Origin of the sequence: Brevibacillus fluminis, from assembly GCF_003710825.1 — a bacterium.
Classification (GTDB): Bacteria; Bacillota; Bacilli; order Brevibacillales; family Brevibacillaceae; genus Brevibacillus_D; species Brevibacillus_D fluminis.
Map to the genome: position 1 here is coordinate 99,470 of NZ_RHHQ01000013.1, position 20,689 is coordinate 120,158.

21 protein-coding genes and 1 riboswitch are annotated in these 20,689 nt (G+C 49.9%); of the genes, 8 read left to right on the top strand and 13 right to left on the bottom strand.

Annotation, left to right across the window (positions count from 1 at the left end):
- Nucleotides 1–113 precede the first annotated feature (113 nt).
- Nucleotides 114–1,532 (top strand): type I glutamate--ammonia ligase, encoded by a 1,419-nt coding sequence (glnA, locus tag EDM56_RS18105; RefSeq protein ID WP_122919328.1) that lies wholly within the window; start codon nt 114–116, stop codon nt 1,530–1,532.
- A 76-nt stretch (nt 1,533–1,608) separates the two neighbouring features.
- On the opposite strand, the gene EDM56_RS18110 is transcribed toward glnA, so the two are convergent.
- Nucleotides 1,609–2,280, bottom strand: a complete 672-nt coding sequence (locus tag EDM56_RS18110; RefSeq protein WP_122919397.1) for an SOS response-associated peptidase — start codon at nt 2,278–2,280, stop codon at nt 1,609–1,611.
- Between the two features lie 161 nt (nt 2,281–2,441).
- Between EDM56_RS18110 and EDM56_RS18115 the strand changes: the two genes are divergently transcribed.
- Entirely contained in the window at nt 2,442–3,143 is a 702-nt protein-coding gene (locus tag EDM56_RS18115; protein ID WP_122919329.1) for a L,D-transpeptidase family protein, read from the top strand.
- Between the two features lie 112 nt (nt 3,144–3,255).
- Here EDM56_RS18115 and EDM56_RS18120 read toward each other — a convergent pair whose 3' ends face one another.
- The gene (locus EDM56_RS18120) at nt 3,256–4,416 is read right to left on the bottom strand and encodes an ATP-grasp domain-containing protein (RefSeq protein ID WP_122919330.1); all 1,161 of its coding nucleotides are present in this window, start codon (nt 4,414–4,416) and stop codon (nt 3,256–3,258) included.
- Entirely contained in the window at nt 4,413–6,638 is a 2,226-nt protein-coding gene (locus tag EDM56_RS18125) for a methyl-accepting chemotaxis protein (RefSeq protein ID WP_122919331.1), read from the bottom strand. The genes EDM56_RS18120 and EDM56_RS18125 overlap by 4 nt, the downstream gene beginning before the upstream one ends.
- A 151-nt stretch (nt 6,639–6,789) precedes the next feature.
- Nucleotides 6,790–6,873: riboswitch (cyclic di-GMP riboswitch) on the bottom strand.
- Between the two features lie 478 nt (nt 6,874–7,351).
- On the opposite strand from EDM56_RS18125, the gene EDM56_RS18130 reads away from it, so the two are divergent.
- Complete coding sequence (locus EDM56_RS18130) at nt 7,352–7,786, top strand: MarR family winged helix-turn-helix transcriptional regulator (protein ID WP_122919332.1); 435 nt, start codon at nt 7,352–7,354, stop codon at nt 7,784–7,786.
- Nucleotides 7,787–7,867: 81 nt separating this feature from the next.
- Here EDM56_RS18130 and EDM56_RS18135 read toward each other — a convergent pair whose 3' ends face one another.
- The 6 genes from EDM56_RS18135 to EDM56_RS31540 all read right to left on the bottom strand — a co-directional run bounded on the left by EDM56_RS18135 (nt 7,868) and on the right by EDM56_RS31540 (nt 13,636).
- A complete protein-coding gene (locus EDM56_RS18135; RefSeq protein WP_246009436.1) occupies nt 7,868–8,824 on the bottom strand; it encodes a 3-hydroxyacyl-CoA dehydrogenase family protein in 957 nt (318 codons plus the stop codon).
- A 161-nt stretch (nt 8,825–8,985) separates the two neighbouring features.
- Nucleotides 8,986–10,074 (bottom strand): quinone-dependent dihydroorotate dehydrogenase, encoded by a 1,089-nt coding sequence (locus EDM56_RS18140; protein WP_122919333.1) that lies wholly within the window; start codon nt 10,072–10,074, stop codon nt 8,986–8,988.
- 209 nt (nt 10,075–10,283) lie between these two features.
- Nucleotides 10,284–11,408: an alanine dehydrogenase gene (gene ald / locus EDM56_RS18145; protein WP_122919334.1), complete on the bottom strand. Its 1,125-nt coding sequence runs from the start codon at nt 11,406–11,408 to the stop codon at nt 10,284–10,286.
- A 163-nt stretch (nt 11,409–11,571) separates the two neighbouring features.
- Nucleotides 11,572–12,792 (bottom strand): PucR family transcriptional regulator, encoded by a 1,221-nt coding sequence (locus EDM56_RS18150; RefSeq protein ID WP_122919335.1) that lies wholly within the window; start codon nt 12,790–12,792, stop codon nt 11,572–11,574.
- A gap of 193 nt (nt 12,793–12,985) precedes the next feature.
- Nucleotides 12,986–13,342, bottom strand: a complete 357-nt coding sequence (locus EDM56_RS18155; RefSeq protein WP_183192505.1) for a response regulator — start codon at nt 13,340–13,342, stop codon at nt 12,986–12,988.
- 153 nt (nt 13,343–13,495) lie between these two features.
- Nucleotides 13,496–13,636, bottom strand: coding sequence for a hypothetical protein (locus EDM56_RS31540; protein WP_183192506.1), 141 nt, complete (start codon nt 13,634–13,636; stop codon nt 13,496–13,498).
- Between the two features lie 159 nt (nt 13,637–13,795).
- On the opposite strand from EDM56_RS31540, the gene EDM56_RS18160 reads away from it, so the two are divergent.
- From EDM56_RS18160 to EDM56_RS18175, 3 genes are all read left to right on the top strand, one after another.
- A complete protein-coding gene (locus EDM56_RS18160; protein ID WP_122919336.1) occupies nt 13,796–14,179 on the top strand; it encodes a hypothetical protein in 384 nt (127 codons plus the stop codon).
- A 102-nt stretch (nt 14,180–14,281) separates the two neighbouring features.
- Nucleotides 14,282–14,473 (top strand): hypothetical protein, encoded by a 192-nt coding sequence (locus tag EDM56_RS18165; protein WP_122919337.1) that lies wholly within the window; start codon nt 14,282–14,284, stop codon nt 14,471–14,473.
- Nucleotides 14,474–14,819: 346 nt separating this feature from the next.
- A complete protein-coding gene (locus tag EDM56_RS18175) occupies nt 14,820–15,332 on the top strand; it encodes a GNAT family N-acetyltransferase (RefSeq protein WP_122919339.1) in 513 nt (170 codons plus the stop codon).
- Between the two features lie 51 nt (nt 15,333–15,383).
- On the opposite strand, the gene yhfH is transcribed toward EDM56_RS18175, so the two are convergent.
- Nucleotides 15,384–15,515 (bottom strand): protein YhfH, encoded by a 132-nt coding sequence (gene yhfH / locus EDM56_RS18180; RefSeq protein ID WP_183192507.1) that lies wholly within the window; start codon nt 15,513–15,515, stop codon nt 15,384–15,386.
- Nucleotides 15,516–15,695: 180 nt separating this feature from the next.
- Here yhfH and EDM56_RS18185 point away from each other — a divergent pair, with 180 nt between their 5' ends.
- Both EDM56_RS18185 and EDM56_RS18190 read left to right on the top strand, forming a co-directional pair.
- Nucleotides 15,696–16,709 carry a BMP family ABC transporter substrate-binding protein gene (locus EDM56_RS18185; protein ID WP_122919340.1) on the top strand — a complete coding sequence of 338 codons (1,014 nt, stop codon included), beginning with the start codon at nt 15,696–15,698 and terminating at the stop codon, nt 16,707–16,709.
- Nucleotides 16,709–18,538 (top strand): ATP-binding protein, encoded by a 1,830-nt coding sequence (locus EDM56_RS18190; RefSeq protein ID WP_122919341.1) that lies wholly within the window; start codon nt 16,709–16,711, stop codon nt 18,536–18,538. Before EDM56_RS18185 ends, EDM56_RS18190 begins: the two co-directional genes overlap by 1 nt.
- Here the strand turns inward: EDM56_RS18190 and EDM56_RS18195 are convergent.
- From EDM56_RS18195 to EDM56_RS18205, 3 genes are all read right to left on the bottom strand, one after another.
- Complete coding sequence (locus EDM56_RS18195) at nt 18,524–19,300, bottom strand: alpha/beta hydrolase family protein (protein WP_122919342.1); 777 nt, start codon at nt 19,298–19,300, stop codon at nt 18,524–18,526. The two genes, EDM56_RS18190 and EDM56_RS18195, sit on opposite strands and share 15 nt — an antisense overlap.
- Nucleotides 19,301–19,526: 226 nt before the next feature.
- On the bottom strand, nt 19,527–19,946 hold the full coding sequence (locus tag EDM56_RS18200; protein WP_122919343.1) for a S1 RNA-binding domain-containing protein: 420 nt from the start codon (nt 19,944–19,946) through the stop codon (nt 19,527–19,529).
- 221 nt (nt 19,947–20,167) lie between these two features.
- Complete coding sequence (locus EDM56_RS18205) at nt 20,168–20,671, bottom strand: VanZ family protein (protein WP_246009437.1); 504 nt, start codon at nt 20,669–20,671, stop codon at nt 20,168–20,170.
- Between the last annotated feature and the right edge of the window lie 18 nt (nt 20,672–20,689).

Here is a 20,689-nt window from a genome sequence, read left to right on the forward strand (position 1 = left end):
ACGTTAACTTTTCTAACATTTACACGTAAATATTATTGACACATTTCGACATCGCTTACTATAATACCATTATCGAAACCGTGAAAATACGAAAGATGGAGAGTGGGATCATCATGGGAGTTAGCGACATTTTGACATTGATTCAAGAAAAGAATGTGGAGTACGTTGATTTCCGCATCGTAGATATGCTCGGGCGTGAGCATCACATCACCGTTCCTGGCTATGCAGTTGATGAGAGCACATTTGAGAACGGCGTTGCATTTGACAGTTCCAGCCTGGTCGGATACAAAAGCATCGAAGAGAGCGACATGGTCATGATGCCGGATACATCCAGCGCCTATATCGATCCTTTCACAGAAAGGGTTACCCTCAATATCGTTTGCGACATTTATAACCCGGACGGCACTCCCTATGACCGCGACCCGCGCAGCGTGGCTAAAAAAGCGGAGAAGCATTTGCAAGACATCGGTTTGGCTACAGCCGCTTATTTCGGACCTGAATCCGAGTTCTTTATTTTTGACAATGTGCGTTACGCTTCTGGCATGTCCGGTTCCTTTTATCATATCGAGTCCAGTGAAGCTTGCTGGAATACGGGCGCAGAAGGCCAAAACCTGGGCTACAAAGTGCGCAACAAAGGCGGCTACGTGCCTGTTCAGCCGACTGACACCCAAGTGGACCTGCGCAATGAAATGTGCACTCTGCTGAGCGAAGCCGGAATCAAGGTAGAGCGCCATCACCATGAAGTGGCGACAGCCGGCCAAGGCGAAATCAACTTCCGCTTCGATACGTTGACCAAAACAGCAGACAATCTGCAGTTGTTCAAATACATCGTCCGCAATGTCGCAGCCAAGCACGGCAAAACAGCAACCTTCATGCCAAAGCCAATCGTCGGCGACAACGGAAGCGGCATGCACGTACACCAAAGCTTGTTCAACGGTGACACTCCGCTGTTCTTTGACAAAGAAGGCTATGCCCATCTGAGCGAAATGGCGCTTTATTACATCGGCGGCTTGCTGCACCATGCACCTGCCCTGATCGCATTGACCAACCCGAGCACCAACTCGTTCAAACGCCTTGTACCAGGCTACGAAGCGCCGGTTAACCTGGTGTTCTCGAAAGGAAACCGCTCCGCTGCGATCCGCATCCCTGTGGCTGCCATGACGCCTAAAGCATCCCGCGTCGAGTTCCGTACGCCGGATTCCACCGCAAACCCGTACCTCGCGTTTGCAGCCATGCTGATGGCTGGTCTCGACGGCATCAAGCGAAAGCTCGACCCTCGTGTAATGGGCTTTGGTCCTTACGACAAAAACATTTACGACTTGTCCGACACTGAGAAAGAATCGATTAAGAGCGCACCTGCTTCTTTGGGCGATGCCTTGAACGCTCTGGCTGTCGATCACGAATTCCTGCTTGAAGGCGGAGTCTTCACCAAAGACATGATCGAAAACTGGATCAGCCTGAAGCGCGGTGAAATTCAACAAGTGGAACGAACGGTTTCGCCGAAAGAGTATGAGCTTTATTATGATCTGTAAGAGATAAAGCGCTTGAAACTACAAAACCCTTCTCAATCGAGAAGGGTTTTTCTTTTTGGTGGTTTGCATTCAGTAGTCACACCAACTCTTCAATACATTCCGGCGAATCATTCCTGACATTCCCCACCATAACCGGGACTGGATAGGAACGCATCTCAGCCGCATCATATGGCACCAGCAGCGATCGGAGCAATTCGGCATCGCACCGCTCCCGATCAAGCCAAATCGCCTCGTCTTGCCGACGCAAAATCACCGGCATGCGTTCATGGATATCGCGCACCACATCGTTCGGCTTCGTCGTGATGATCGTGCAGCTGTGGAGCTTTTCGCCACGCGGACTTGTCCACGTATCGTATAGACCGGCAAACGCAAACAGCGCTTGCGATTTCATCATGATCCGCATCGGCTGCTTTTTCTTCCCTTCAAGCTGCCGCCATTCATAAAATCCATCTGCCGGGATGATGCAGCGCTTCCGCTCCAGTAGCCTTTGAAACGCTGGCTTGTCTCCCACCGTTTCAGCCCTGGCGTTGATCAGCTTATAGCCGACTTTTTCATCCTCCGCCCAAGCTGGCACCAACCCCCATCGCAGTTGGCCGATTCTCCGCTTTCCGCCCGTCGCAATAATAGCCGGTATCAACTGCCCCGGCGCCACGTTGTATCGCGGCTGCAGGTCAATTTTCATTTCATCGATCACGAATCTTTCCAACACCTGCAATGGGTCGGTTACCAATGTAAAACGTCCGCACATCACGATCACCTCAATCCAATCATACCCGAAGGAAACGAAAAAATATCCTACTCGTTTTGAGATCGCCAGTTTCTGCTTTATCCTCATAAAAACCGAAATCATCTGGAACAATATAAGAGGTCCTTTACGGAACAAACTATTGGATAAAGTAGTGATACTTGATGAGTACGAACCATTCTCTACTACCGAGAGCCTTCGTGATCGGTCTGCTTGTTTCCCTCGCGTATTTTACGATCGGGTTCCCCGCTGCCCATGCGGAACCATCGCTGCCGATTGTTGCTGATCAGGGTCTTTATTCCATCGAAGTTCGCCCCTTGAAGCACCAGCTGATCGTGCGAAAGCAGGGGTTGAGAATAAAGGTTTATCCGATTGCTGTCGGCAACCCGTCCACCCCTACGCCAGTGGGAGAGTACAAAGTTATCTATAAAGGGAAAAATTGGGGCCCTTCATTTGGCCCGAGATGGCTGGGTTTAAACGTCCCTTGGGGAATATACGGCATTCACGGAACGAATCAGCCACATTCAATCGGGCAGCATTTGAGCCATGGCTGCATCCGTATGCGAAACAAGGATGTCAAAGAACTGTTCGATATGATCCCGATCGGCACGAAAGTCACGATTTATGGGCATGTATTAGGAGAACCGGGACGTCATCCACGGAGTTTAGCCCAAGGTGATGTCGGCGGCGATGTACAGCTGATTCAATCCCGGTTAAAAAGTGCCGGCTATTTTAACGGGACGTGTGACGGAAAGTTTGGCCCGGGCACAACCGCCGCCCTGAAAAAATATCAGGCCGACCATCATTTGGCCCGCAATGGCGTCGTTTCTGTCAAAGTCTATGAAGCGCTGGGATTGATCGAGTGAGGCTGTGCATCACCAATTGCCAGAACAACAAAAAGCATCCTGTATCCACGCGCGAACGTGAAAACAGGATGCTTCTGTTGTGATTCCATTCAGCGCATTAAGCACACACTCATCACTTCATCACCAAATATTGTTCCAGGTCAAGCTGCAGTAAATGTTCGTTCTCTTTCAACGAAGGGCTTTGGTAAAACACGACCGAGAAAGTCGGATACTCTTCATACGGAATCAGGCGATAGTCCAGCAGATTGGAGAAATTTTTCTCGAACTTGCGGTCATGAACCGATTCGATCGATTTGCCTTCAATGCTGAGCGGCAATTCCGCGCAGAGAAAGCTGAAAATCGAGTCATCCATCGATTTGATGATGGCTGGCCAGTTAGGCTTTTTCTGTTCGAAGAAAAACTCGTACACGTTGACCCCGCATGCATGTGCCCCCAGATCAGTCGTGCACAGTCCCGCAAACCGGAGCGGGTTTACTTCGATCGGGATCAGCTGTCCGTTTTTCGAGATGCGAACTTCAAAGTGCATCGGGAAGTTTTTAAGCGGCAGCTCTTCCCCCATGCTCCGCATGAATGCTTCCACTTTGTCCAGCGCCTCTGTCAAAACGCTTTTCCCCGTGTAGTAAATGCGGTCCGACGTATCCGCTTCGTGTGCGAACATCCGCTTGAACACATTGAGGACGACTGGCTCCCCCGCCTCGTTGTAATACGCGTCGATCGCATATTCTTCACCTTGAATCCATTCTTCCAAAATGAAGCTGTTGGCGCTCACGACCGCTTCCGGATAGATTTCCTTCGCCGCTCTCATGTCCTGCTTCAGCTGTGCCAGCATTGTTTTCCATTCTGCTGGTCCCTCGACGAGATACACCCCTACGCTGCGGAAACCGCGTGCAGGCTTGATTACCAACGGGAAAGTCAGCGATTCGACCGGCAGGCTGAAAATCTCTTCATAGGTGCACTCCCGGAAGAAAAATGACGGGAACAGCTTTTGCAGCTGCTGGCGAAATCTCACCTTGTTTTTAAACAAGTCGATCAGCTTGATAATCGAAGTTTCTTTCAAGTATGGATATATGGACGCAACCGAATATTCCGAGTTGCACAGGATAGCCACATTCGGATCTCGCAATTGCTCAATCACTTCTTGCTCCGTCAGAAACGTGATCGATTTGTCCAGCGGAATGCGAATCTCACCGGATTTTACCGCAGGGATATTCAGGTTGATCAACGTCTGCGACAGCAGTTGCGATACATAAGGTTTGTCCAAAATCATCATCATTGCTTTTCATCCTCCTCGACGCGTACATCGTCGCTGATTACGAACATCTCAACCAAACCATTCAGATTCTCGGAAGTTTGTTTCATTTCGACCGCGATCTGATTGATTTCCAGCTGGATATCAGCTTGATTTTTCAGGTTTTCATTGATCGTGATGAGCGCCGTGGTCATTTCCGAGATACTTTCGGATACTTGGCCGAGATTTTGCGATGATGCGTCTGTTCCGTCTGCTTGGGCATCAACATTCATTTCAAACGTCTTGATCTGTTCCGACGAACTTTCAATCGAAGATTTAATCTCCGACATGTGCTCGATCAACGACATGACGTTTTGTTTTTCCACCAAAATAATATCGCCTTGATTGTTCAGCGTTTTGATCGTCTCCGTCAGGGAGTTTTGCAATTCGCCGATAATGCCGTAAATGTTGTCAGAGCTCCGCTTGGATTCCTCTGCCAATTTGCGCACTTCCTCTGCGACGACGGAGAACCCTTTGCCAGCTTCCCCAGCTCGTGCAGCTTCGATCGAAGCATTCAGCGCCAGCAAATTCGTCTGCGTGCTGATGCCTGTCATGGTGGTCACAATGTCGCTGATGCGGCCCATGCTCTCTTCGAGCTGCTTGACGATACCCACCGACTTGTTCACTTCCAACTCGATGTTCTCCATGCCATGTAGAGCCCGATTGGCAACCGTCTCGGAATTCGCCGACAAGGTGCTAATCTGGGTGATTTCTGTAACCAAGTTGCCCAATGTAGACAAGTTGTCGCGAGTTGTCGCTGCAATCTCTTCCACCGCTGCGCTCAACTCTTGTGCCACGGCCGAAATGTTGGTGGATTCGCTGCTCAGCTCGGCGCTCTTCTGATTGATGCCCTCGATGTAATCCGTGCTGATCTCCATGTTCTTTTCCAAATGATTGGAATGGTTGACCACAAAGAACGCGGATTTTTTGATATCGCCTATCATCTTCTCCAGCTTGTTCAAATACTCGTTAAACGCATCGGCCAGTTGGCGAATTTCATCGGAACCGGATATCTTGATCCGTCCGGTCAAATCCCCTCCGCCGGACGCGATCGCTACCAGGCGGTCACGCACGACGGTCAATGCGGTCAGACGTTTGGACAGGTAGGCAAAGATGACGATCATCCCGACGATCAGAACGGCAATAAGCGCGCTAACAAGGATCATTTGCTGATTGGAGATTTTTTGCACGCTGCTAAGCGGCATTTCCAGGAACAGATACCAACCCGTAATTTTGATCGGGCTCGCGAAGATGATTTTGTCATTGGCGATCAGTTCATCTGAATCTTTATTCGTGCTGACAACATTTTGCATCCAGCCTTTGATGTCTGCATCGGGAATCTCAGTGTCGATCGTGTCCGGTTTGGTTTTGTCCTCAGTCTTTTTGGTAGCTGCGCCTGTCAGCACGTTTTGGAACGAGTCGACGACCATCGCGTGCGTACCGTCTTCCGAGGCAAACGAATTCGCGATCGCCTCCACGCTCTGCAACGTTACGTCAATCGAAAACACGCCCTGGAACTGGTCATGAACATAAACTGGATTGGATACTGTAACCATCATCCCTGTTCCCAGGTCATCCTTGTACGGCTTGGTCCACACGAGCTCCCGATTCGGGTTTTTCTCTGGTGAGGCGATGGTGAAAAACTCGCCGCCCATCGATTTTTCCGTTGTATATTTCCCTTCCTTGTTTGCTACGAAAGGATAGATTTTCTGGAATTTATTCGTTGAGGTGAAGTAGTACCATTGCGATTCTGGAATGGTTTTTTTGATTGTTGCAAAAAGCCCATCATAGCTTTCCGCCGCCATGATCGCCCGTTTTTCCGCGACCGTGCGAGCACCTTTCTCGATGCGCGCATTCCCGATATCCGCTTTGGTTTTTTCCACATATTGATCCAAGGAATACAAACCATTGTCCATGAGATACTTCTGGTCGAACATTTGGTTGATTGTTTCATCTGGGTATGTAGCCAGTTCGTCCATTTTCTTCTCATATGCCGCGTTGGCGAGCTTGCTCACCAATTCGATTTTGTTAAACTCCTCTTGCACCAGCTCGATATTGCTGTCGATCAGCCGCTTCGTTTTGTTGATTTCCTCTTGCTGAATTTTTCCTTTCGTATAGAAAGTAGCAAAACCGGATAACCCTATTTGGAATACCAAAATGATGACAAATAAGAGAAGCATTCTGATCTTTAAACTCTTCAGGCCCATCTCGTCCTCCCACTGCTATCTCTATGTAGCGAATGTTGCTGCATGTTGACCATCCTTTACTGCTTCATATCCTCCTGTTCTTTCTGTCATGAAAACAATAAAAAAACTATTTGGCAGCCCGAATAGTCTTTTTGAATCAAACTTATACTGATTCGGCAGCCCGGCGATCATAGTACACGACCTTAGACCCGTAGCTTTGCGTCCTTACCTTTCGATAAGTTTGCCATTTTCGAATTCCAATGAAATGTAGAATTTTGTATTATTTTGTCATAATTTAGCATAAATGATGTTTTCCCGTTTGTCAATCGTACCAAAATTAGAGCAAAAGGCAAGTTTTCCAATTATTTCGATTCATTTTCATACAAAAAAACCAAGCCCTCCCATTCCCTCATACGCTTTGCACAGGCCGTTTTGTTCACTTCATAAGTCAAAAGATATGTACAAAGCTTCATACAAAAGTCTTACACTTTCATCCTGCTTCCTGCTGCAAAACAAACAAATAGCCATTCGCTTTTCGCGAATGGCTATCAAAAAAATGGGGGTAGTTTCGTTCCGTTCATCGTTACAGACGGGGCCTTCGCCATAAAGGTTGCAAACCGCTGCAAAAATATCTTGTTGTCGGTATTGCGCCTTGCCCGGATCCGTTTGAAATCGGCTACCGGAATGAGGTACATTACAGTATAGAGGATGTGCATGCGAAGGGAGAATATGGAGTGAGCGAAGACAAAAATGCAATTGGCGTGATCGAATACGAGGTGTCCCTTCTAGTGCGGCGCTCCATCTCGATCAGTAACTCTGAAAAACGGATTGGCAATCTGGAGCGTTCCGCCTATCTCTTATTGCGCCAGTTGGATGAATCAGGCCCCGTCGGCGTGAAAGCATTGGCCGATGAGTTCCGCCTCGACATATCTACTGTAAGCAGGCAGACAGCCGGGCTCGAGGCAAAAGGGCTGGTCAAGCGCATTCCCGATCCTGTAGACGGACGAGCCAGCTCGTTTGTGTTGACGGAAGAAGGAAAGCGTCAATTGGAAGAAACCAAGCAAGCTCGGGTTGAGCGTTACGACTTGTGGTTGAAGGATTGGACTGAGGAAGAACGCAAGCTATTCGGTGAACTGCTCACGCGCGCAAACCGGACTTTTCTCGATTAGCCTTGTCGACATTTTCATATAAAAACGCCGCCCTCTCTTCCTCTCTTCCAGGAAAGCAGGCGGCTTTTGTCTTTTACTCGATCAATGTCCTGCCGTTTCATTTTGCTTGCTATGCAGCAAGCTTAAGAAACGTTGGTCGCGCAGCTCAATGGCCGCAGCCACCGTTTCCGGCGTATGGGCGTAAATCCCGCTGCCGGTCTTCACCCCTAGCTCTCCTCGCTCTACCAGTTGGTTGATCATCGCTGGCGCTTGCGTTGCATTGCAAAGCTCCGGCGCCACATTGTTCATCGCGCTTTGCCACGTATCCAACCCGCCGAAATCGAGCGTTTCAAACGGTCCGATGAATGCCCAGCGGAACCCAGGACCCGCTTTCATTGCCGCATCGATCTGGGCAGCGCCTGCCACCCCCTCTTCAAGCAGGTGAAAGGCTTCCCGTACGACTGCCGCCTGTAGCCGATTGGCGATGAATCCTGCAATCTCTTTCTGCAGCAGCACCGGTACCTTGCCGATCCGCTTCATCGTCTCGAGCGTGAGCTCCACGACGGAAGTCGCCGTCTTTTCATGCTTGACCACTTCCACCAGCGGCACCAAATACGCTGGATTGAAATAATGCGTGATAATCATCCGCTCCGGGTATTTCGCATAGCGGGCAAGCTGTGTAATCGGAATCGTCGATGTGTTGGACGCCACAACCGTATCCTCACGTGCCAGCTCCTCGATCTGCCGGTAAATCTCCCATTTCAGCTCAACCTTTTCCGGAATCGCCTCAGTGATAAAATCGGCGTCCGCTACCGCCTCTGCAAGCGAGATGGTCAAGCGGATATTGCCCAATGCCTGCTCTTTTTGTTCCGCGCTGATCATCCCGTGGGTGACGAACAGCGAAAGGCTTGCCTCAATGGCTTCCTTTGCCTTTTGCAGCATATGCTCATGAATGTCGTACAGGCGAACGGAAAATCCGGCAGCAGCGAAGATTTGAGCGATGCCGTGCCCCATGATGCCTGCTCCGATAACGGCTACTTGTTTGATTTCCTTCATCATCAACGTTCCCTTCTCTTGGCACTGGTTGCCTATCATTCGTTTCATGATAGCATGGCAAAATTACAAAATCGCATGAAGACGGGTCGCGGCTAAGCCCGTGATGTAAAAAAAAGACCGAGGAGGCATACATGGCAATGCCCTCGGTCTTTTCCTCTTTCTCATTACTTTGCGTCGACACCCACCGCTTGCTGGATGTGGGTGAAGCCATCGCGTGCCAGCAGCTGAAGCAGGCGCTGATTAATCTGTTTGGCGATGCCAGGTCCTTGGTATGCCATCCCGGTATACACCTGGATCAGGCTGGCCCCCGCCCTAATTTTGGCATACGCGTCATCTCCCGTGAATATCCCGCCCACGCCGATGATCGGTACTTCCTTGCCCACGGTTTGGTAAATTTCCTTTACCCAGGCTGTCGACCGCTCCGTCAGCGGCTTTCCGCTCAAGCCGCCTGCTTGTCCCGCATGCTCATGGTTTTTCACCGGATCGCGGGAGAGGGTCGTGTTGGTGGCGATGATGCCAGCCGCCCCTTCCTCTACTGCCGCTTTGACCACGTCATGCATCTGTTCGGAAGCCATATCCGGCGCTACCTTGAGCAAAATCGGCTTTGCGGCAGCCCCGTTTGCTTCCAGCTCCTGCGCTTTGGCTTTGATCGCGCGCAGCAATTGACGCAGGCTTTCCGTTTCCTGCAGATCACGGAGGTTCGGCGTGTTCGGCGAGCTGATGTTGATGACGAAATAATGACCGTAGCTGTACAGCGCTTCCAGACACTTTTGGTAATCGCTCGCCGCCTCTTCATTCGGTGTCACTTTGTTTTTTCCGATATTGATCCCGACCGGAATGCCCGCTTCTTGATAACTGCGGAGATGACCTGCTGCTGCCCCCATCCCGTGGTTATTGAAGCCCATCCGGTTGATGATCGCTTGATGCTCCGGAAGCCGGAACAAGCGCGGCTTGTCGTTGCCGCTTTGCGGGAGCGGTGTGATCGTCCCGACCTCTACACAGCCGAAGCCGAGTGCAGCAAACCCTCGATAAATCTCCGCATTTTTATCAAACCCGGCCGCCAAGCCTACTGGGTTGGGAAATGTGAGTCCCCACAGCTTCACTTGCAGCCGTTCATCCTGAAAATCATACATGGCCCGCAGCACCGATTTGCCGCCTGGCATACGCTCGGCCAGGCGCAATGCTTCTACCGTTCGTTCATGCGTTGTTTCGGGGTCTATTGCAAATAGCAGGGGTCTTACCAGTTGGTACACCTTGTCCACTCCTCGGCTCATTTTGTCTGCCTTAGAGCATACCACATCCACTCCAAAAACGCATTGCTAAATCATTCGGGTATACATGGTTTTTCGGTGGCCACATGGCGAAAATGTTCGGGTTTGTCCAGAGTCAGCGGACTCACCTCCATTCTAAACGAAACAGGAGAAGGCTTTACGCCTCCTCCTGTAACATTTATTGACAATGTTTAGTTTTTCACCAAAACGAGTTCATTGATTGAGTGGTGTGGCAGGTTGTGCGCATCAGCTACACCTTTGTAGGTGATTTTGCCGTCGATCACGTTCACGCCGCGCGCCAGCGCTTTGTTCGAGGTGATCGCTTCCGCATAGCCTTTGTTGGCGATTTGCAGCGCGTATGGAACTGTCACGTTGGTCAGTGCCAGTGTGGATGTGCGTGCTACTGCACCAGGCATGTTGGCTACGGAATAGTGGATAACACCAAAGCGCTCATATGTTGGGTTATCGTGTGTGGAAATACGGTCAACCGTTTCGATGGAACCGCCTTGGTCGATCGCTACGTCAACGATAACGGAGCCAGGAGCCATTTCCTTCACCATGTCTTCTGTTACCAAGCGAGGAGCGCGTGCGCCTGGAATCAATACCGCGCCTACGAGCAGGTCTGCTTTTTTCACAGCATTTGCAATGTTGAAGCTGTTGGACATCAAGGTTTGTACTTGACCTTGGAACATGTCATCCAACTGACGCAGACGGTCTGCACTGATGTCGAGGATCGTTACGTTCGCACCGAGGCCAAGCGCCATTTTCGCTGCGTTCGTACCAACGATACCGCCGCCCACGATGACGACCTCACCTTTTGGTACGCCTGGTACGCCAGCCAGCAGCACGCCTTTGCCGCCATATGGTTTTTCCAGGAACTGCGCGCCGATTTGTACGGACATGCGGCCCGCTACTTCGCTCATTGGGGTCAACAGCGGCAAGGAACCGTTGTCGAGCTGGATGGTTTCGTAAGCAATCGCCACGACTTTTTTCTCCATCAAAGCACGAGTCAATTCAGGTTCTGGAGCCAGGTGCAGATATGTGAACAGGATCAAGCCTTCGCGGAAAAACTCATACTCAGGCGCCAAAGGTTCTTTTACTTTCATTACCATGTCTGCGGACCATGCTTCAGCTGCGGTCGCTACGATTTGAGCGCCAACTGCTGCGTAGTTTTCGTCTGTGAAACCGCTTCCCAGTCCGGCATTAGTTTCGACCAAGACTTTGTGTCCGTTTTGCACCAATGCGGTAACGCCTGCTGGAGTAATCGCTACGCGATTTTCGTTGTTTTTAATCTCTTTGGGAATACCTACAATCATGATAAAAGCCTCCCTTTATGGCAACGTTAATTGTTCGGTTCTAACTCATATCTTCATTGTACAGTCTTTTCCCCAGATTCTCTTTGGCGATTCTCTTGATCTTACCAGCAAGCTGTTTGTGGATTTTCACAAACACAGTCCGCGACACGGCGTCAGACGCCCTCTACCGCTCCTTTTCCAGTTTATCCATTTTCAGATCCAAATACAGGGAGGTGCGCTGATTTTGGTCATCGAGATCAAGCTCCAAAATCTCTTCGATCCGGCGCAACCGGTAGCTTAACGTATTGATGTGGATGTGAAGGCGTTTGGAGGTCAGATTCACCCGTCCGGCCAAATCCAGGAACGTCTCCAGCGTTTCCAGCAGATTCGCCTGATTTTCGCGGTCATACCGCTTCAGCTTTGCCAACCGTTGGCTGACATACCCCTCGGCATCGCCCCATCTCTTCAACTGGAGCAAAAATCGATAGATACCCAACTGCTGGAAGCCTTGAATGGTGCTCGTCTCTTGCGGAAAAATCCGTTTCACCTGCAGCACCTGCTGTGCTTCCCGATAGCTTTTCACAATGTCGGTGTAGCCTTGGTACGACTGCCCATAGCCTGCGATCATCTGCTCTCCCACCCGGGACAGCGCTTCGTGCAAAAATTGCTCGACATATTGCGTGATCGTAGTCCCTTCCTTCGAGGCAACCGCCGGCAGGCCGATGAACAGGATCAGCTGCGTCCCATCCAATACCCACAAGAGCTTGTCGCGCATCAACAGCGGATACAAAAATTGCTCCAGATGCACGCCGCTCGCGTCAATCATACAGATTAAATAGGGAGACGGCAGCACAAGCGTCAACGATTCCGCCTTTTTCCGGATCGCCGACTCGCTGACGTGGTTTCCAAGCAGAAGCTCCCAGAAAAATTCCTTGCGCCGCTGCTCCTCCGCTTTGCGCTTTCCCTGGCGCTGAACAAGTCGGGGTACTGCAGCACGAGCCGCCTGCTTCAAAATCTCATCGTCGTGAGGTGTAATCGGACGCACGACTTCCTGTGCCCAAATGTACCCCAACACCTCTGTCCCCTTACGAATCGCGATCGCTACGCGGTTCCCCAGGCCTACTTCATCTTTGGCCGGAATATGTACAGGTTCATCACACGTGAGCAGTTGGGCGAAAACGCCATCCTTCCATAAGCGCGTCAGTACTTTTTCCGGTACGCGCCGCCCCATAATAGTGGACCAGCGTGCCTGGTCGGTACTGTCACCGTGCGAGCTGTAGGCGATCAGCTTATGATCGGAGTCTTCGATTGTAATCGGGTTCTGCACCAGTTCCGCGATCGCATCAGCCAATTCGTCGATATCAGCCTGCTGAAACTGATTGAAGTAATCTGGGCTTTCCGCCATCTTCTCACCTTCTTTTTAAGAAAAACACTGCTCCCATCCATTCCGGAGCCTCTTTCGCTTCTTTTATTATAACGCGAAAGCAGCAAAACTGCTTTCCTCATCTCATTCAAAATGAAGGGGTTGATCACGCTTTCAAAGATACAAAAAAAACTGCGCGCACGCAGTTTTTTCCCATGTCGATTATGTATGAATGTTACGCCCAGCGTGACAGTGCCTCCAGCAGCTTTTCTTTCTGGAACGGCTTCACGATAAAATCTTTCGCGCCCGCCCTGATTGCCTCAATTACAAGCTGTCGCTGCCCCATCGCCGAGCACATCAAGATCGTCGCCTCAGGGTCGATTCCTATGATCTCCTTCACCGCATCAATTCCTTGCATCTCAGGCATCGTCACATCCATCGTGACGATGTCTGGCTGTAGCTCCCTATATTTGCGCACCGCTTCTACCCCGTTGCAAGCTACACCGCACACCTCATATTTGTCCTCCAGCATCTGCACCAGCATCTGCCGCATGAACGCCGCATCATCAACAATTAATATGCGCGCCAACATGACTCCCCCAATAATTCGCACTAATAAAAACGTTAGTTACTCTATTTTATAAACCAGTATGCACATTCGATATTAGCTGATGTAGAGCCTTTTCTCTAGTAAAAAAAAACCAGAAAATTCGACAGGATGTCGACCATGGATGGTTCATCGTACCTAAATAAAAAAAGCCCGCGCTTGCGGGTCAGGAGTTTGTGGGTGTGGCGTCGTTTCGATGATCTCCGGTTGGTTGGTATGTGTTACCTCATCGGGAATATCCACCTGCGGTGCTTCTGTCACCTGCTTTTCCAATACCATCAGCCATTCTACCTCCTTATCATTGAAAATGGGGAAATGCTTCCCCTCGCAAATAGGATTTGTCAGCAGGTGGTAAGCTATGCATTTTCGGGAATACTGATAAGAGGCATATCGCAATGCCAGCTTCACGAAACCAATCACTTCTCAGGAGGCGTTTTCATGCACAACAGACAGCATTTGATCCAGCAGCACCACGAATGGGCACACGCTCATCAGACACATGCGAATGCACTTCACCAACAAGCGCACTACCATCAGCAACAAGCTCAATTCCATCATCACCAAGCGATGAGCCACACACAAGGAATGGATGAAGGCCAATACACGACCACGAATCCGATGATGACAGCCTATAACAATCAAGTTTCGCCGGCTGCGCTCGTTTTCCATGGCAACGTGTCTCCGCAATCCATGCAATCGATCAATCAATACCAAAACCAATACTCCAATCAAAACGCTGCAGCGCCGCATGTACATCTGTCCAACCATATGGCGCATGCGAATGAAAATCAAGCGTCCATGCAGCGCGGCCACAAGTTTTAGTCCAAATCCGTCAGCCCATGCCCCTTCATTTGTGGGACATGGGCTTTTCGTTTCAACTGGCGAGTCCTTTCATAATTTGGTATCGTAGGAAGGACAAGCTTTATGTGGAAAAGGACTGAAAATGGAATGAAAAACAAGACGCTTGTACTAATTTTGATTTTGCTGAGCATTGTGGCGAGTGGGCTTGGGACCGCGCTGCAAAAAAGCTTCTCCTCCGCGCAAATCGTAGGCTTCATTCTTGGTGCCGCTTTTTTGGCTGGCGCGATCCTGGCGGGATCAAAGCGCCACTCGTAACCGATCATACCCCTGCACCGCTTTTTACATGAATAGTGGGAATCGCTCAATTGTTTGGCCGTACTTTTTGCTTTGGCGAAAGGACGGCTTTTTTTCATTTGCACATAAGCAAAGCTTCCAGAAAAGCATATATTTTACCAAGGGCAACTTTTTTGGAGATCGCAAACACCTTGGTAAAGGAGAATGTGTCATGGATCAAAGGATCGAGCGTTTCATCCTCGCACTGCTCTACGTCATCGCCTGCATCCTGTTCGGCTTGTAGCGCAAGCTTCTCTTGACAGAACAATAAATTTGATTATTATCTAATTAGATGATTATAAAATTTATTGATTGAGGTGTATCCCTTATGTCCACTCCTTTTCCTACCCAAAGCGCACGTCTACGATATTCCCCTCTTCACGAATCTGATTTTCCTGCGTTGCTGAAGATTTATAACTCGAACCCAGACTTCATGGAAATGTCGGAAGGCTCCCGCACCGTCACCATCGAAACAGTGGAAAAAGACGACTTGGAAACCCGTTCGCTTCCCTTCAGCCATTGCATCGGAATCTGGGAGCAAGCTGGCGATCGGCTTGTCGGCTTGATGCATTTCACCTTGCAAAATCCAAGCGACAAAAACCCTTGGCTCGGCCTGCTGATGATTCACCGTGAAAAGCAGCAGCATGGTTTTGCCCGGGAAGCTCTGAGCGTCTTGCACGACTGGCTTCGCGAGAATGAACACACCACTCTTCACCTCGCTGTATTAGAACAGAATCAGCGAGTCGTTCCTTTTTATCAATCCTGCGGTTACGAGTCGTATGAATGGCGGGAAACGCCCGCTCTGGGCAAAGTCTTGTGCATGGCCAAGCGGCTTTCATAATAAAAACAAAAGGTCATCCAGAATGTCATCTGGCTGACCTTTTACGTTTTCTTATTCATCTTTTTCATTCATGCACCGTTCGCATTCGTACAGATAGGATTCATGCTGCTCCTCGATTTTGTGGCCGCACTCGGCACAAATTTTGATGTGGCAATTGCGGTAAAATTCAGACACTGGAATCATGTCGTTTCTCCCCTTGTTCTTTGTTTTGTTACTCATATTGTATTATAACAGAGAGAAAATGTGAATAGTTGTTTTTAAACAGAAAGAAAAAATATTCGCCCGATTTCAGCAGGAATTACGCCCCTCGTTGTCGAATAGTGGCTTTTTGTGTTTTCTTTATTTACGAAAGGAGCCAATGTCATGAATAGGCACCTGCAATGGTTTCCTTTTCTGTTTGTCGTCGTGGTCGTCATCCTGCTGGTATCCATCACTTGGCGTTTTTCCAACAACATGAGCCAGCTAAATAAAATAACCCCTCATCCCCAATTTCGCGTCGCACTTCTATTAGAGGGACCTTCTTTTGACCAAGGCTGGAACAGCAGCGCACTGGAGAGCATCAGTCGGCTGCGCGATCGTTTTTCGTTTGAATTGCAAATCGCCGATCAATTATCCGCGGCAAAAATTACCGAGACAGCTTCGCAATACGCTGCCCAAGGCTATGATTTGGTGATCGGCCACGGCGTGGCTTTTTCCGAGCCGTTTTACCATGTCGCGCCCTATTATCCCAAGACCCGGTTTATCACCTTTAACGGAAAAGCTACCTATCCCAACCAGACCAACATCGGCTATGATATGAATGATTCCGGATATCTCATGGGAAAACTGTCCGCGCTGATAAGCAAAACGCATCAAGTCGGCTATATCGTTGCCAACAAGCCAAATGAAGCGAGTCAGATTGAATGGTTCAAACGCGGTGTCGCCTCAGTCAAGCCGCTCGCCACCGTCCATGTCAAAGCCGTTGGCAGCTACAATGATGATGCGGCCGCGTTGAAAGCGGCGCAAGACCTGATCGCCCATCGTGTCGATGTGATTTACACGCTGGGAGACAGCTTCAACCTACCCGTTATCACAGCAGCGCAAAAAGCCAACATCTATGCGATCGGCTATATTGCAGATCAGCGGTATATCGCTCCGAACAATGTGCTCACCTGTATCATGCAAGATGTCAACATGGTGTACACGTTGCTCTTGCAGCAATACGCCAATGGCACACTGCCCCAAGGAAATGTAGAGTTTGGGTTGGCAGAGGGGGCGAATCGCTTGAGTCCGTTTGGCCCAATGGTTCCTCCGGCGGTTCAGCATGAAATCAATCATGAGCTCCAACAAATCGTGGAGAAAAAGCACGTGACCAGTGGGAGCGGGGGGAAATCGTAATGTATTTTTTTCGTAAGATGGGATTTCAGCAAAAAATGTTGCTCAGCTACTTGCTCATGATGCTGCTGATCGGCACGGTCGCCCTCTTGTACAGCTATCAAATGACGAAAATTACGACGGATGAGCTGCGGTTGTCCCAGCGCATTCTGCCACAAACAAGCGCGCTGCTCAACCTCAAGAACCAGCTGTACTCCAAAACATACGCATTGAAAATGTATGCCCAGACCCGAGAACCCGCATATTTGGAGAAATATTATAGCGGCATGCTGCAGCGCAACCTGCTCGATCAGATCGTACGGACGAAAGAAAATGAGCGGTTGTTCACTATCGCGTCGCAGATCAGTGAGCTTGATTTCATTTTTTTCAATAAGATCGATCCGCTTCTGAAAGCAAAGAATGTGGATGCAGTCACCTATGTGCTCAAAACTGAGGTGGAGCCTCGCATCATGCAGCTTGAGCAGGTGCTAGGGTTCACCCTGCAAAGCCTGGAGACGGATACGAATGCCGAATTCCAGCAAACCAATAACAGCCTGCAAGTCGCGCTGATCATCACGTATACCGTATCCGTCGCGGCCATCCTGTTCGGTCTGTTCTCCGCCTTCTATTTCCGCAAGCAGCTGCTCCATCCGATCGAATCGCTGATTCAGCAGATGCGGCAGGTGTCGCACGGCGCTTTTGGCAAACAGATCACGTATGAAGCTCGGGACGAGTTCTTTGAATTGGCCAGCGAGTTCAACAAGATGTCCAAAAATGTCGCCGAGCTGTTTTTGCACACACAGCGGCAAAACCAAATCTTGACCGAAGAAAAGCAGGTGCGCGAGCAAATTCTCAACACGCTGCCGGTCGGCGTCATCACTTACTATACGCCGACGAATGAAGTACATCTAAACGAAAAAGCCCAGACGCTTGTCGAGCTGAACGAGACATTCCTGCCCAAGTCGCCGGCGCCGGACATATGGACGCGCAAAGATGGCGACAGTCCCGGATGGTTTGAAAACCGCAAAATCACGTTGTACAAAACCGATGGCTCCACCTTCCTAGCGCTCATTTCGTATGCCCCGATCGTCCAGCAAGACGGCAGCGAAATCGGCTGGATGATGGTGCTATCCGACATCACCGAACAGGAAAAGATCCAGGCTTATATGCACCAGTCGGAAAAATTATCGCTGGTTGGCCAGCTTGCGGCCGGCGCCGCTCATGAAATCCGCAATCCGCTGACCGTCATCTACGGATTCATGCAGCTTTTGGAAAAAAATCTGACAGAAGAATACCGGAACCGATATTATGTACCGCTGATCATTCAGGAAATCGAGCGCGTCAACCGCATCGTGACCGAGCTTTTGATGCTCTCCAAGCCATCGCAGCCCAACTATCGGAAGGTCACGCTTGAAGAGGTCGTTTCCGCCATCCTGCCTCTGATGAAAGGTGAGGCCGCACTCCACAACATCATGATCCAGGAAACGTATGAGAAAGACGCGTTCCTTCATGTCGATGTGGAGCAGTTCAAGCAAATTTTGCTCAACCTGATGAAAAACAGCTTGGAAGCGATGCCTCATGGAGGCACGCTGACGATCAAAAGCACGCAAGACGCGGACAAGCTGTTCATCGCTGTAACCGATACGGGCGTCGGCATTTCGCCTGAACAGATGACACGCATATACGAGCCGTTTTATTCCGATAAAGACGACGGCACCGGTTTGGGCTTGCCCATTACGATGCGCATGATTCAAAACCATGGTGGCGATCTTCAGGTGAAAAGCGAGGTAGGAAAAGGAACGACGTTCACGATCATCCTGCCGAAGAAGCCGCATGAATCAGGTTTGGGGTAGTCGTGCTGCCTCTTCCTGATTCATGATCCAGTCAAACATCCGGCGCGTGTAGTCCTCGATTTCCCGTGGTCCGAACAGATGGCTCGCTCCTTCAGCAAGCCACAATTCATGCGCTTTCCCGCTCGCAGCCATTGCCTCTGCGAGCTGTTTGGCATGCTGTACGCCAACATTTTGGTCAGCCGTCCCATGCACGATGAGCACAGGGCATGTCATTCGATCAGCCAGCAGCCACGGGGAACGCGCCAAATAACCCTCGCGATTTTTTTGCGGATCGCCAACGATTCGGTTCAGCATTTTACGCAAGTCGGCCCGTTCCTCATAGGTCAGCAAAAGATCGGTCACACCGCTCCAAACTACCGCCGACTGAAACCCGCTCCGCTTTGCTGCGACAAGCAACGCCATCATTCCGCCACGTGAGAAGCCATACAGACTGATGCGCCCCGCATCCACCACGTCCATGCTGAGCAATAGCTCATGAGCGGCAAACAAGTCATGAAGCTCCGCCCCACCGAATTCGTCTTTCCCCTCTCCTCCTTCATTTCCCCGGTAATGGGGAGCAAGCACGACATAGCCGAAGGAGGCCATTTGTGATATGCGTTCTGCACGCACCTTCCCTACTTTTTTGTATCCGCCGCGACAGTATAGAAGCGCAGGTTTTTTACCCGCTTGTTCGGGTACCGCGAGCATCGCTTTCACTTGGTGTCCTTCACTGTCATATGTAACGTCATAAAGCGTTACGCCTGGCTGTACAGGCGGAAGCATAGTGCATTTGAATTTGATTGGAATCCCCTCCTCGCCTTCCTATCGATTTTTCTATTTAGCTTGCCAACTCTGCAATCGCGCATTCTACGTACCTTGTTGGAATCAAAGCAGCCATTGGATTAGAATACTAGCTACCCCAAGCTTTTGACGGAGCCGCGATCCTTATTTGTACAAAAAAGAAAAGGAACCCGAAAGTTCCTTCTCACATTTTACGATATATCAACGCTTAGTAACCGCGTTTTGCTTGTTTTTTGTTGATGGTAGCGAGGTTTTCTTCGCTGTGTTTCAGCCATTTTTTCATCTTATCTTCAAACGAAGGTGCGTTGTTTTCATTACGTCTGTCGTTTCCACCGCGACCGCCACCGCGATATCCGCCACCGCGACGCTCTTCGGAAGCTTCACGTTCCGGCGCCGGCAGAGCAGCACGAACCGAAAGCGAGATTTTCCCTGCATCATCAATGGAGAGAACTTTCACTTTAACTGGGGCTCCTACGGAAAAGTGTTCATTAATATCTTTGACAAATCCGTTTGCCACTTGGGAAATGTGCACTAACCCTTGTTGTGTTTCGTTAATTGCCACGAACATCCCAAACGGTTTAATTGCGGTCACTTTTCCCTCGATGATGCTTCCCACTTGTACTGCCATTCAGTTTGCACTCCTTTTATCTTTTCGCGAAAGTGTCACGAGCCGCATTTCGTGGGGCTCATTCTTTTAGTATAGCAGATAACTTATTTTTGTGAAAAGCCCATTATACGCGTAAATGTCGAGAAATACAATTTTAGTTGCCAACGTTCTTCGCTGAATTTGCCATTTCTATCGATACAAGGTATGCGTGACGGAGCGCCATTGCCACTCCGCCTGCACTTTCAGCCGACGGGCCTTCTTTTTCGCTTGGTACGAAATGCCAGGGCAAGCCCAATCATTACCAGCATGAGGCATATGCCCGTTCCATCCAGCACAACATCGGACAGCATGGGGGTCCGGTTGGGCGTGAACGATTGGTGCCACTCATCCAGCACGGCAGCCGCCAGCGTGAGAAAACCGCTCCAAGGCAATGCTGTCTGCGGCATTGTCCAGCCACGCAGAACATGATACATCAGGAAAGCCGTCAACGCAAACGTCAGAAAATGCGTCGCCTTTCGGATGAAAAACTCGATAAATCCTGGGACGCCCAACGCTCTGATGCTAATTTCCTTTTTGCCGTAAACAAAGGAAATGCCGCCCAAATAGTGGCTCGCCTTCTTCGCATCTATCACGTGGCCGATGTTCCCGCGGATGTCCTGCTTCTCGTAAGGCGTCGAGGATGAATAAAATGTAGCGCCGAGCACAATGCACAGCAAAGCAAAATAGATGAGAAATGAACCTTTCACCGATGAACCTCCTTCTCG

Excerpts from the sequence above, each read along its gene's own strand:
- EDM56_RS18135 (WP_246009436.1), bottom strand. The coding sequence starts at position 8,824 with ATGATGAAGGAAATCAAACAAGTAGCCGTTATCGGAGCAGGCATCATG.
- EDM56_RS18190 (WP_122919341.1), top strand. The coding sequence starts at position 16,709 with ATGTATTTTTTTCGTAAGATGGGATTTCAGCAAAAAATGTTGCTCAGC.
- EDM56_RS18200 (WP_122919343.1), bottom strand. The coding sequence starts at position 19,946 with ATGGCAGTACAAGTGGGAAGCATCATCGAGGGAAAAGTGACCGCAATT.
- EDM56_RS18110 (WP_122919397.1), bottom strand. The coding sequence starts at position 2,280 with ATGTGCGGACGTTTTACATTGGTAACCGACCCATTGCAGGTGTTGGAA.
- EDM56_RS18195 (WP_122919342.1), bottom strand. The coding sequence starts at position 19,300 with ATGCTTCCGCCTGTACAGCCAGGCGTAACGCTTTATGACGTTACATAT.
- EDM56_RS18165 (WP_122919337.1), top strand. The coding sequence starts at position 14,282 with ATGTGGAAAAGGACTGAAAATGGAATGAAAAACAAGACGCTTGTACTA.
- EDM56_RS18175 (WP_122919339.1), top strand. The coding sequence starts at position 14,820 with ATGTCCACTCCTTTTCCTACCCAAAGCGCACGTCTACGATATTCCCCT.
- EDM56_RS18185 (WP_122919340.1), top strand. The coding sequence starts at position 15,696 with ATGAATAGGCACCTGCAATGGTTTCCTTTTCTGTTTGTCGTCGTGGTC.
- ald (WP_122919334.1), bottom strand. The coding sequence starts at position 11,408 with ATGATTGTAGGTATTCCCAAAGAGATTAAAAACAACGAAAATCGCGTA.
- EDM56_RS18125 (WP_122919331.1), bottom strand. The coding sequence starts at position 6,638 with ATGGGCCTGAAGAGTTTAAAGATCAGAATGCTTCTCTTATTTGTCATC.
- EDM56_RS18150 (WP_122919335.1), bottom strand. The coding sequence starts at position 12,792 with ATGGCGGAAAGCCCAGATTACTTCAATCAGTTTCAGCAGGCTGATATC.
- EDM56_RS18120 (WP_122919330.1), bottom strand. The coding sequence starts at position 4,416 with ATGATGATGATTTTGGACAAACCTTATGTATCGCAACTGCTGTCGCAG.
- EDM56_RS31540 (WP_183192506.1), bottom strand. The coding sequence starts at position 13,636 with ATGGTATTGGAAAAGCAGGTGACAGAAGCACCGCAGGTGGATATTCCC.
- EDM56_RS18155 (WP_183192505.1), bottom strand. The coding sequence starts at position 13,342 with ATGTTGGCGCGCATATTAATTGTTGATGATGCGGCGTTCATGCGGCAG.
- yhfH (WP_183192507.1), bottom strand. The coding sequence starts at position 15,515 with ATGATTCCAGTGTCTGAATTTTACCGCAATTGCCACATCAAAATTTGT.
- EDM56_RS18115 (WP_122919329.1), top strand. The coding sequence starts at position 2,442 with ATGAGTACGAACCATTCTCTACTACCGAGAGCCTTCGTGATCGGTCTG.
- glnA (WP_122919328.1), top strand. The coding sequence starts at position 114 with ATGGGAGTTAGCGACATTTTGACATTGATTCAAGAAAAGAATGTGGAG.
- EDM56_RS18160 (WP_122919336.1), top strand. The coding sequence starts at position 13,796 with ATGCACAACAGACAGCATTTGATCCAGCAGCACCACGAATGGGCACAC.